At 31.3% G+C, this 12,567-nt stretch carries 10 protein-coding genes; 1 reads left to right on the top strand and 9 read right to left on the bottom strand.

What is annotated here, in order from left to right:
- Positions 1-27 precede the first annotated feature (27 nt).
- The 9 genes from DG435_RS08485 to DG435_RS08445 form a co-directional block, all read right to left on the bottom strand.
- The gene (locus tag DG435_RS08485; RefSeq protein ID WP_106794311.1) at positions 28-2,010 is read right to left on the bottom strand and encodes an AAA family ATPase; all 1,983 of its coding nucleotides are present in this window, start codon (positions 2,008-2,010) and stop codon (positions 28-30) included.
- 187 nt (positions 2,011-2,197) lie between these two features.
- The gene (locus tag DG435_RS08480; RefSeq protein WP_106794312.1) at positions 2,198-3,067 is read right to left on the bottom strand and encodes a DUF4435 domain-containing protein; all 870 of its coding nucleotides are present in this window, start codon (positions 3,065-3,067) and stop codon (positions 2,198-2,200) included.
- On the bottom strand, positions 3,068-4,468 hold the full coding sequence (locus DG435_RS08475) for an ATP-binding protein (protein WP_108840593.1): 1,401 nt from the start codon (positions 4,466-4,468) through the stop codon (positions 3,068-3,070).
- A 221-nt stretch (positions 4,469-4,689) separates the two neighbouring features.
- Positions 4,690-4,995 carry a hypothetical protein gene (locus DG435_RS08470; protein WP_106794314.1) on the bottom strand — a complete coding sequence of 102 codons (306 nt, stop codon included), beginning with the start codon at positions 4,993-4,995 and terminating at the stop codon, positions 4,690-4,692.
- A gap of 585 nt (positions 4,996-5,580) precedes the next feature.
- Complete coding sequence (locus DG435_RS08465; RefSeq protein WP_106794315.1) at positions 5,581-6,390, bottom strand: hypothetical protein; 810 nt, start codon at positions 6,388-6,390, stop codon at positions 5,581-5,583.
- Between the two features lie 137 nt (positions 6,391-6,527).
- A complete protein-coding gene (locus DG435_RS08460) occupies positions 6,528-7,100 on the bottom strand; it encodes a hypothetical protein (protein WP_106794316.1) in 573 nt (190 codons plus the stop codon).
- 342 nt (positions 7,101-7,442) lie between these two features.
- On the bottom strand, positions 7,443-8,897 hold the full coding sequence (locus tag DG435_RS08455) for a S41 family peptidase (protein WP_108840592.1): 1,455 nt from the start codon (positions 8,895-8,897) through the stop codon (positions 7,443-7,445).
- A 672-nt stretch (positions 8,898-9,569) separates the two neighbouring features.
- On the bottom strand, positions 9,570-10,343 hold the full coding sequence (locus DG435_RS08450; protein WP_106794942.1) for an AraC family transcriptional regulator: 774 nt from the start codon (positions 10,341-10,343) through the stop codon (positions 9,570-9,572).
- Positions 10,344-10,404: 61 nt separating this feature from the next.
- On the bottom strand, positions 10,405-11,889 hold the full coding sequence (locus DG435_RS08445; protein ID WP_106794943.1) for a hypothetical protein: 1,485 nt from the start codon (positions 11,887-11,889) through the stop codon (positions 10,405-10,407).
- 179 nt (positions 11,890-12,068) lie between these two features.
- Between DG435_RS08445 and yiaA the strand changes: the two genes are divergently transcribed.
- A complete protein-coding gene (yiaA, locus tag DG435_RS08440) occupies positions 12,069-12,545 on the top strand; it encodes an inner membrane protein YiaA (RefSeq protein WP_024771879.1) in 477 nt (158 codons plus the stop codon).
- Positions 12,546-12,567 lie beyond the last annotated feature (22 nt).

The following is a 12,567-nucleotide window of genomic DNA, read 5'->3' as shown; positions in this document are numbered from 1 at the left end:
ATAACTAGCAATGAATTATACACGGTGTTAGCCACAGTTATTTATATTTTCAAAAGTAGTAATCGTATCTTTGGGTACAAATGGATAACATTTTGTCATGATAAATGAAAGAGTATTTTGTATATCTCCTTCATTTGAATATTTATTTAAAGCAGGAAATATTAATTTAACTTTTTCTACAATTTCATGACCTTGCATTTTTAGAAACCAATTTGGAATATTTATTTCTCGCTTATTTAAATATTCAATAGATGTTTTTTCTGAATCGGCTTTATAAGCAGGAAATTTTTTTTCAAATTCTTCAAAAAAACAATTAGAATATTCTTGTAACTTTTCAGAAGATTCATCACCAATAAGATATTGATTATAAGTATTATCTACTCCAATTATATCGCAAATATTATGTGCATTTTTCATTTCAATCAATAAACTAATTATATAAATTGGGTCAAGAATAAAATTTTCAACGCTATATCTCTGTCCTAAGCCATGAACAAATACAAAGTCTGTAGGTTTGTTTTTTAAATCCCAATCAACAATCCCGAATGAAGTTAGATTTCCGGAATCTCTAATTTCCTTTACTATTTTATAAACTTGGGAGCAGTTACTTTTACCTGCTGAATTAGATATGAAATATAACTTATATGGTAAATTTTGAAATTGTAAATGTTTATCTTGAAGACCTTGAAAATAATTAACATCAGTTGGACTTTCAACAAAAATTTGTCTATGATTTTTATAATCAATAGTTAATGTGGGAATGAAGTTTGTAAGGATTTTGAGTGCTTGGTTTTTTGAGATTTTTTTTAATCCACTATTACTTTCATTCCTTAATTGAAAAATATTACTCTCCTCGGAAAGTGCTATAGTTGATGGTGAATGTGTTGTTAATATAATATTTATATTAAATTTTTCTACAAATGTATCTTTCAAAACATCTAAAAGTAATTTTGACATTTCGGGATGTAAGTGGGCATCTGGTTCATCTAAAATTAATAAATCAGGAAACTTCATCAAATTTCCATAATATTCAGTTGTAAATAATTTTATTATTAATCCAATTATTATTTTTTCTCCTGAAGACAGATCTATAAATGGTATAGAAGTATCTGTACTTTTTTTATAAAGTTTAAAATCAATAGGAGCTTCCAATGTGAAGTCCCTTTTGTCTATTCCTTTAAAGTGAAAATTAATATTATGCTTTGCAAAAATTTCATTAATCAAATCCCATGGAGGAGTAAATTTAGTTATGAAATCTACATCTGAAATTGAATTATTATCTTCTCCCTCTTCTTTTTTATAAAAAAAGTCTTTTCTGTTAATATCTCTTCTTTTAGCGTAATTATAAAAAATTAACTCTACTTGAGATGAAAACAAATCACCTGAATCAATAAGATTTTCTTGAATTGGAGAGCTATAGAAATCTGCTTCAGTTAATTCTGTTTCAGCTTTATTTTTTAATTTACAAAGTTCATTAATAAAAAGATAAACATTTTCATTTGCAGTTGTGTATAATCTATTTAAGAGAGAATTTTGATGATTATAATTTAAATTAGATAGTTTATCTAAAGTAGTATTAAATTGTTCAGTATAATTTTTTTTTATTAGAAGAAGATAATCACTTTCAGTTGATAAAAATTGATTTCTATTTTTTGAATTTATTTTTGATTGTAAATTTTTGTCAATTATGTATTTTAAAAGTTCTTTTCCTGATGTGGTTAATTGTTTATACAAGTCTAATTGCTTTTTCACAATTGTTTTCCATTGGTCATGACTTACTTGTGTTGTTCCGTTTTTTACAAGACCTTCTACTTGAATTTTATCAATACTTGGAGTTATATCTATTCTTATACTACTTACAGTTTTATCTTTTTTGAAATTTTTCCCGATTAAATCTAAAAGTTGAGATTTACCACTACCATTTTCACCTGTAATGATAGTTAATTTACTTAACTCTTCGCTTTCAAAAGGTTTTAACGATTTATAACTGTCCAGTAAATGTATTTTCATTGTTTTTTTGTTTTAATTACTTGAATTCGGACTGGAGAGTTTAATTGTGGCTAACGGTCTTGTATATGAAAAGTAGCGAATTTTAAACACTAACTTTTCGGATTATAACAGACCTTTATTTTATTATTTATCTTTCGTTTAAGCATCAAAACCGCTATTTTTTATATACGTTGTTGGCATTAGTATTTTAATTAATATACTCTTCGATAGATAATTTTAATCCATTTAAACTAGTAAAAGAACAGTTGTCAGCTATGCGATAACAAAATGACTCAACATTTCGAGATACTAGTCCAAATAAAGATTCTATTAATTGTTTAATCATTTTAACAAGGTACTTTCCTGGCACATGTTTAATACAGAGTTCATTATTATTAATATTGATTACCCTTTTTACTTTATTCAATTGAGATGTTAAGGTTAATCTGCCATCAATATTACTTAGTTCATTTTGAATTTGGACTTTGTAAGCATCAATTTGACTAGATTTTATAGTGAAATCTCCATTATTAAAATCAAAGAATCTTTCATGATTTAATGAAACATTTTTTAAACTGGAACACTTATTTTGAACTACTAAATGTAAATGAATCAATTCATTTAGCTTATTGTTTATGTTTTGAATTTGGCCTTCCAAATCAAAATCATTATCAATATCTGCTCTTTTCAATTTTGGCTTTTCTCCAATAATATATTCAATGATAGCTTCTTTTTCAATTAGATGGTTTTCTATTGAATATCTTTCTAAATAAAATAAATTCTCATTAGAATTTATTTTATTTAAGATGTCATCGAAATCTTTGTCAACTATAAAAACCTTTTTTTTATTTCCAATATTTTCGTTTGATTCATTTATTACATTGTCTTTTCCATTTAAAGGAAAAATTTTGTCAATTTGGATATCAGGAAATAGGTTTTTTAAAATACAGAAAAAGAAATTTTCTTGGTCTTCATCTTCAATAAAAAAAGAAATTTCATTGAATTGTACATAGAAAATATCTTCTGCTAATCGATAATTTGTATTTCTTGTTGGGATGCTTTCTTCTGTTGTTATCATTTAATAAGGCAATAAAACTTTACAATAAGACTTGTTTTTACCAACAATTGCTGGTGAATGAGTTGCAAATAATAATTGTGTATTATCAGGCATTATTGTTTTAATACCGTCTAAAAAGTTTTCTTGCCACCTTGGATGTAGTGATAATTCTGGTTCATCAATAATAAATAATTTACCTAATTTGTTATTGAATTTTATATAAGTAAAAAGAATTAATATCTGTTTTTCTCCAGATGATAAATTCTCGATTTCTCTGTTTTCTTTAATTGATTTTAAGTTTTTATCTAGTATCCTGAACTTTAATCTTGATGTGTTTTTGTCGAAATATAATTCTTTTGATGAATCTTTCAAGAATAAGTTGACAGTATCCAAATACTGTTTTAAGGGTTCAAAAAATTTTTTACTTTTATTCTCAAAATCTTCAAAATCTTTTATCAGTTCCTTGATTTTTCTAAATTGATTTAGATTAGTTATATAGAGTATGTCTAATGCTTCTTTTTTCTCTTGATTGACTTGAATTAGTAAAGCTTTTAGGTTAGAAAAATATCTTTCAATTTTATCAAAGGATTCTTTTTCATGTTTTTGTCTAATAGAACCAGCTCTTTTTCTGTCTAGTACATTTTCTTGAAAATACTCTTTAACTTTAATTTCTAGTGATTCGACTTGTTTTAATGGTATTTTGGGTGATTTTAATATTTCACTTATTGTATCGTTTGTTACAGTTTCTTCAAAAGAAGAGAGCATTATTTTATCATTAAGTCTTCTATTCAGGTCAAGAATTTTATTTTTAAAACGCATATACTCACTTCCTGATAATCTCATTACTTTTTCAAGAGGACTTTTAACTCCTTGACTTTTATTAGAAAGGCGCTTTCTAATTACTCCATTATGGTCTTCTAGATACGATATTTCTTCACCTTCTTCAGTAAATAAATTTCTATCTAAACCAATAACTATTGGATTAGGAATTTTATTAAAGAGAAAATTCCAAGTTTCTTCTTCATGTTTTTCAGCTGTAAGTCCGGCATATTCAAGTGATAATTTTTCTACTAAACTGTCTTTTTTATTTAATTTTTTTGGGTGAATTTTAAAGTCAGCTTTAATTTGTGGAAAATCATAACCAGAAGAAAGGTTTTTTAGATCAATTGTTACTTCTTTTGCGTTCTGTCGACTTACTATTTTGTAGTTCTCTTTTTGAAAGTTAAAATCAACTTCTATTTTATCATATTCATTGACACAAAGATTCTGAAATGAAGGAACTAAAAGCCAATTTAATGCATTTAGCACACTCGTTTTTCCTGAACCATTTATACCGACTAAAAGGTTTATGTCCTCATTAAAGTCAATTTCTTTGCTTAGGTAACCATAAAGGTTTTTAATTATAATTTTAGTTACGTTCATTTTTTTTTTCAAATTATTGCCAACGTTAAATATATGGCAAGTTGGGCAGAAAAAAAGCAATTATTTTCGGTTTAGCCACAAACCAAATCTTTTGTATTTTGTTTTAATTTTTTCTCTTTAATACCAAATCAAAAGATTTGGCGACTTTGCAAATAGACAACAACCTTACGATTAAACACTAATCGCCCTATTTGCTATATATAGTGTTGTGTTTTCGTTTTTTATAAATCATACATCCAATTCATTTCAGATTCAATCCAGTATTGTCCGTCCAAGTCATTCTTATCATAATCACCAAACATAGCTTTCACAATTTCAAGTTGATTGTTTTCTAATTTAAATGTTCCATAAAATGGGTCTTGATAAGATCTATGACATTCGTGATCATTAGGTTTTGATAACCAGTTTATTTTCCCCCAATATTTTAGTGAATCATTATTCTCAATTTCCAATTGAATTGCAATAACATCATCAGCGCCAAAACTCAGATTGTTTTTGTCATTACTGGAAGCAAACTTGCAGTTCAATATTAGAGCAAGAAGATATTCTAAATCACTTTTATGATCAAGATTTGAGATATCTATTCGTCCATTTTTTTAAATAACGGTTTTACTATATCATTCACTTTATTGAGGTACTCGATCAGCATTTCGTCAGTATTATCTTCCCATTTCTTTTTATATCCCATTTATATTTTTCAGTCTCTTTTAATGAAACACAACAATGATATATGTGTACTGGTACACATATACCCGTTTGTACTTATTTATAATCGTTTACAAGCATTTATTTTATCATAAAAACTACGCCTATCCACGTTTGTGTTTTTTAATCCCCTAAAACTACTGCTACCTTTTTTATTACGGTTACGGGAAACCACATGGTAGATGAGAAAGTTTTCTGTATGGGTTAGTAGGTATTGTCCTTCGACGGGGCTCAGGATACGATATGGAACGAAGCGTGTGTGTAAATAGACGCTAACTTTTCGGATTAACACAGAGTCGAATTTTTATATTTTGTTTTTAACTTATCAATCTTAAAAGCCAAATATAAAAATTTGGAGATCTTTATAAATAGGCTGAAAGCTCTATTAGAGCCTGTTGTAGCTGTGTTTATTGTGTATTATTACCATCAGAAAGTTCCTTAGAAACAGCTTCTAAAATAATAGAAACAGCTTTCTGACCATCTTCAGTCAGTTTCCAGCTCATTAATGGTAAATTAGAGCTTCTAGATATTTCATTATCAAGTTTCCATCTAATTTTTGCTTCATTATTATTATAATTTTTGCCTTCGCTTCCCGGAAATTTATTTTTTATATCATTGATAAGGTTTTTCAATTCTTTTCCATCAATAACTTCACTTTGCCTATTCATGCTACCAGAAAGAGTTATTAGTTTACTATATTCAAGCTCCGTCAAAGAACTAAGGGCTGCATTTGACGGCATGTTAATGTGAGAATGGAATTCTATATCACTAGAATTTGTAAATGATATAAGGGCTTGAGAATGTTTAGGTGCCTTTAAAAGATTTTCAATAGATGAACTTGAAAGCTTTGGTATAACATTACCAAGGTTCACAAAACCTTGAAATTCAGCCACTTCTTTAAAAGTTGTTTTTAGAGATACATTACCTACTTGGATTTCATTGGCAGATTTAATTTTATCAGGGATGGACTTAAAAACCTCTTTCAATGGAGCATAAAACAAAATTAAAAAAAGCAACCCAAATACTGGCCATCCTCCGAAAATTACCTTAAGGAACTCTAGAAGAGAATTATTATCCTTTATTTTTTGTTGTTGCGAAAGATTATGTTCAATTGAACTTAATCTTTGAGTAATATCTCCTATTAACTCATTCAAGCTTAAATTTTCTATGGAATTCTCTTTTTCAGATTTCTCTTCCATATCATTTGTTTTCTTCATATTCTTAAATTACAGCTAACAATGATATATATATATATATGTACCAGTACACATATACCCGTTTGTACTTATTTATAATTGTTTACAAGTATTTATTTCATCATAAAAACTACTTAGGTATAAACAATTTTTTCATTTTAGTAAATTCTGGTTTCTTCAATAATTAATTCTTCGTTTTTCGAGAAAGGCTGGTTGCCATCAATTAAACAATGAACCATAGTTCTACTTTCAAAATGTTTTAAAGAAGAATCAATATCATCAATTTCGTTTCCGTCGATAATTATCTCTGCAATGTTACCGATAACGTAGGGGGCAGTGTTTTTTAAAGTCCCGCAATTATGGCCAAAATCAATGATCGTATTGTCAAAATTATTATCCACTGCATGTACATACTCGTGTACAATAGTATTACTTATCGAACTTGTATCCCGGTATAATTTTCTGGAATTAAGAAAAAGATTATTTGGTTTACTCTTTACAAAGTATCCAAGTACTTTGCTAAATCTCCATCTTGGTTTGTATAGTTTAACTTCGACTTCCAAGCTGGTGTTTTGTATGATATCAGCAATTTCTTGCGGAGTTTTTTCTGAACAATTAAAATTAGTACGTTGCCTTATTAATTCATAAATTTCATTAGAATATAATACTTCATTAGCATCTTCGACCGCTAACTTAACTTGTTCATAATTCCCTTTATAATTGATTTTCATATTTATGTGTTGTAATTGAACACTCAAAAGTTGTAATTCTTCTAAAGGGATTCAATACCCTGTATTGGGTATTTTTATGAAAAGGGAGATATGATTTTGGATTCTGGATCAAGTCTATGCTGAGCGTAGACGAAGTGCCGGAATGACAAAGGGTAACTATAGTGTAACGGGTGACTACGTACCTTGAGCCCTTCGATAAACTCAGGACAGGCACGTCGAAGGGTACAGATATAGGTGTTTTTATGAAAAGGGAGATGTGATTGTGGATTCCGGATCAAGTCCGGAATGACAGGGTAACTATATTACAACAAACCACCGCGTACCCTGAGCGTAGTCGAAGGGTTACTTCAAACTTATCTTTTTAATCGCATACTCTAGTTGTGTGTCTCTGTGGGTAAGGAAATCGGGGTAGGTTTGTACTACGGTATCATCGGGTTGTACGCCATCACCATATCGCTCATCGGGTAGTTGCTGGACATCCTGCTCCAGATCAACTATCGAGAATTTGAGCTCTAATTTAGAATGAGGTAATTCATAATATACGGGGATGTGTCCTGTATGTCCGTAGTATCCACCTAATGTTTCTTCCCCGATTACAGTAGTGTTATCGTCACTTTTTATCAAACTGGCAAATAGAGAGCCAGCCGATGCTACGGGAGGATCAATCAAGAGTACCAGATCGCCTGTAAATGCATTTGGTTTGGGTTGCCACGCAGTATTAAAAGTGGAGTTTTGATAATATTTACCATCTTTAAAAACCGAATGCTCTTCTTTTAATTCTTTGGCTAGCTCATCGATATCATCATCGAGATAATAATCAGGAAAAGGTACTTCCTGAAAAAGGGTGTGTGCAGTGGTGTTTTCTCTAAAACTTCGATCCGTGAGATAGGAGTACAGCAATAAGTCGTTAGGATCATTACCGCCACCATTGCCTCTTACATCTACGATAAGCTTTTGGGTATGGTTCTCTTTTATTGCTACAAAAACAGAATCCAAAAAGGTGGCGTATTGCTTATGACCTTCAGACTTGGGACCTCCCATAGCAAAGGTGTTGATGTTTAGATACCCGATGCTGTCTTTGTAGGTAAAGAAATAGTCTTTGGTAATACGATTATCATATGCCGCAGAATGACGCTTTTGATAATTATTAAAAAAGGTGATATAATCTACACTTTGTAGGGTTGCAGATGTAGATTCAGCTTTATTTTTGTACTGCAATGTAAATTGCTGCTGCTCCCCAAATACCAAATACATATAAAAAGCAAACCAGTCAGAGTCTAAGTCGGTATACTTACCCGTTTGGTTATGCCCGTCGGTACTTATAAAATGCCCGCAACGTTTTGCCAGGTCTTTAATAGATATCTCATTTATTGCAAGGACTTCGCTACCCATAGCAATACCATTGTAGGTGTAATTTGTATAGAATTTTCCGTCGATATATTTTAATGGGATAGGAAAGAAAATGTCTTTGGGATTTAACGCATCATCCACAGCCTGGGGGTAAGTCAAGCGGTTATGGCAACTTCCTGTATAGTTAATTACATTCCAAAGCAAGGTATAGAACTCCCGATAGGAGGTGTTTTCTGAAATCTGAGCTTTGTTCGCAGCAAAAGTACTATCTACCTGTTCTTTTTTATGGTATTTATAAAGCCCAGCATTCGCTTCTTCATATATGGATTGAAAGAGTTGAAAATCTTCTTCCATTTGATCTTGGGTCATAGCGAATAGCGAATCTTTTTTTTCAGATTTACATGAAAAAAGAAGGGTGATACTAAGGATTGCGATAAGATGCTTCATATATAAAATGATTTCTACAAAGAACGAGGCATCTTGTGTAACAGGCTTGTATAATATTGACAATTTTATAATCTGAGTGCGACCGAAGCCAAAATGTTTAAAAAAGCGTCAGTTCGAGACATCCAATAAATTTTACCCAGTGTTTAAGCTGACGTTCCAAAGCAGAGCTTTGAAATCTTTTTTCACCAGTATAAGATTTGTTTTGCGTTAAAAAATCTTGAAGCCTTGGAAAGATTTTAGTAAAATAAATCTGGTTTTCAATGAAATTGAAAAATACCTTGAAAAAGTGCCTTTTCTTTTGGTTCGTTTTCTTTGGGCGAACAAAGAAAATGAACAGAAAGCCAAATTAAAGGAAATTAGATGAAATTTAGGAGTATATAAGTTTATGAAAAACAAATCATTATGAAATACTTCAACGGTAGTGGTTTTTCGTAATGTAATGGAGAAAAATTGTATCGAGAACCAGCTCAGCAGCACTATCGAGACCCAATTGTGGGAATAGGTTTTATTGCATCTCGATAGCTCTGCTGAGCCTGTCGAAGTACAATTTTATCAACCGCTATCGCTACTGATAAAATCACTCGATCCCGAGGAAAATTCGGGACAAGTTGTGACGTAAGAATATATAAATAAAAATCAACAAGTTAGAGAACATGTCAATGGTAGGTAATTTTATTCGAGAACTGGTGTCAGCCGATCCTGAAATACTTTGGGCGATATACCAATATACCTTTTAAAAGTTCTTGAAAAATGAGCCATATCGGTAAAGTTATACTGGTAAGCGATCTGGGTGAGTTCTGAGTTTTTATGAATAGCCGTTTTGGCAGCCATGATCTTTTTCATTAACAGATAGTTTATCGGCGTTAAACCGGTCTCTGTTCTAAATTTTCTGGTAAAACTAAACTTGTTGATGTTGGCGATTTTGGCCAGGTCTTCTAAAGAGATTTTTTGAGTAAGGTTGTTTTCGATATAACAAGTAATGGTATTAAAATCCCGAATGCAATCATCATATTGATAAGCCGAAACAGTAGAGTACAGGCTTAGTTGTTGGATAAAGCTTTTTAAATACTGCTCGGTTATGCTTATGTCGTGTTTTTCCTGGGCTTCTTTTAATTGAAAAAACAATCGAATTAGTGTGTTATCATGGATAACACGTTCTGAAAAGTTTAAAGTCTTACCATTAAGAAAGAATTTTACTACATCATTAGAGAGATAAAGCGTATCAAAACTTACCCCAATATCTTTATCTAAAACTGGTGTGGTATGTACCTCGTAAGGGTGTGTAATAGAAATAGCACCGGCAGTACATAATAAGGTTTGGTTTTGTAATTGTGTTTGCTCGATTCCCGAACGAACATATGCAATGCAAAACGTATCGTGATAATGCATCGGGAAATCCTGCGCTTGATCTGTAATGGATAAAAATTCAAGATTATCTAATGGCATTTTTAATTTTTCAGGAAATTAGTAAATTAATATGATTGTTGGTATAACTCCTCTCTTTTTTTTATTGATGTACCAGTTGTAAAGTGGTTTCATACAGCGTAGTACCTTCGGCCTTAGTCTTTATCCAGGCATAAAAACTCATGTCAAAAATGTCTTCATCTTCGGGAGTAGGAGTAGTGAGTTCATTATAAATCTTGTCCTTAAATGCTGTAGTGGTTACAATCTCTGGTTTGTGGTAGTACATAGTCACTAGTTTCAGGAATTTTGATGCCCGCGTTTCACTATTGTTTTTAAGATACGCACCATGCTTCTTTTTAAAACTGTTTACCCTGGATTCTACGACATCGATATGATCAAGTTCTATACGCAATAAGATTTCAATCAGATTTTTATTAATCACCCAGGCAAGCCCTGCTTTTTCGCTATACCAATGATCACTGTGGTAAAAGTCATTAAGAATACCCAGAGCTTCTTTAAATTGTTGTTGCTGAAAATGATAAACAATGTGGCTTAATTTAAGATCCAGGATATAAGCGATCTGGTCTTTGTATTTCTCATAATCAAAAGTGTCTAACATCAAAATAGCATCTTCTGCCAGACCTGTATAATTAAGATTGAGCGACTGCAGTAGTGTGTACTGCGGAAAAAATCGCTTATAATATTTGTCCTGATGTTTTTTCATCTGCTCATGCATAAGGACCAGGTACTGCTGCGAGGTATCAAAATCTTTATTCCTGAAATAAGAATTACTTACATAATATAAGATCTGTATATGGTAGAAGAGATGCTTGTCGATTACATCCTCTTTTGCATCTATTTGCGTATAGACTTCTTCTACAAAAGGAAGTATGGCGTGATAATCCCTGGTGATATGAGCCGTTTGGTTCGTAATCTCCAGGATCTTAAATAAGGATCGAAACGTAAGATCTTGTGTGATCGATAATCCAAATTTAGATAATGTGTTTTTTATAATCGGTACAGCATCTCGTCTTTGTTTCATCAGTTCATGCTGTACAGTAGCATAAAACAGGTTTAGGTTTTCCTCTTGCTGTAGTGATTTTTTATTACTCCTAAAATTAGCAAATAAAGCTTCTATTACTATTCCTCGATTAAGATGAGCATATTGAATCTGTGTATAGTAAATCTCATTTAGGATACTGAACAGCGCATAGGTTTTGGCCTTTTGTTCTGCTTTGGCAATGGTTTTAAAAGCAATTTTATATTGTTTTTGTTCAAAGAAACTCCTGCTGGCTCTAAGGAGCTTAAGAGTTTCCATCTCTTCTGAAGTCTCTTCCTCAAAACTTTTGGCGGCAATAAAATCGATCAGCGTATCATAAAGTCTTTTGCATAGTGCATGATAGGCACCCTTTGCTCTTTTTCCATAAATCTGGATATCGAGGTCTTTAGCCGTTGATGTGGTATCCAAAAGCTTAAATAGCTGAATGTTTTTGGTATCGTTTCTTTTATTCTTTTGCCGCAATATCGTGATGAAATTTCGCTTCGACTCATCAGATAAGGTATGGATTATAGAAGAAATAACATGCATTGTATCGTAAGTATAATTTTGATAAAGATACTATGAATATTGAGATAATAAGATTATTAACATAAATATATCGTAAGTTTTTTTGATAAATCGAATTTTATATCAAGGCATATCATCGCACATTTGTCCTGTTCAAAATAAACAATTGAATTTTTATTTAATCATCAAAATCAATTATTATGAATTACAAATTTAGTAACGATGTATCCGAGGATACTGTAATCGAAAATGTAGAAAAGAAAGAAAACAAAGTATATGATCAAAAGCCAACTCCGGCTTTTATATCAGCATCATGGTCTGCACTGTTTATAGGAATGATATCCTATTGCACCGGATTATGGAATGCGGGTATGGTGCTTAATGAGAAAGGGTACTATTTTACGATCCTGCTATTTGGATTGTTCTCTGCAGTATCTGTGCAAAAAAGTGTTAGGGATAGGCTAGAGGGAATCCCGGTTACCGATATCTATTACGGGATTAGTTGGTTTACCACACTCACGTCTATTTTATTGCTGATTATCGGTTTATGGAACGCCGACCTGGAGCTTAGTGAAAAAGGGTTTTATGGGATGTCTTTTGCCTTAAGTTTATTTGCTGCCATTGCAGTGCAGAAGAATACCAGGGATAAGAAGTTTATCGAAAACAGTGAGGAATAATTCGGGTTAAGAAAATGAAATC

The organism is Aquimarina sp. Aq78 (assembly GCF_900299525.1).
GTDB lineage: Bacteria > Bacteroidota > Bacteroidia > Flavobacteriales > Flavobacteriaceae > Aquimarina.
This window is presented reverse-complemented; position numbering and strand designations above follow the sequence as displayed.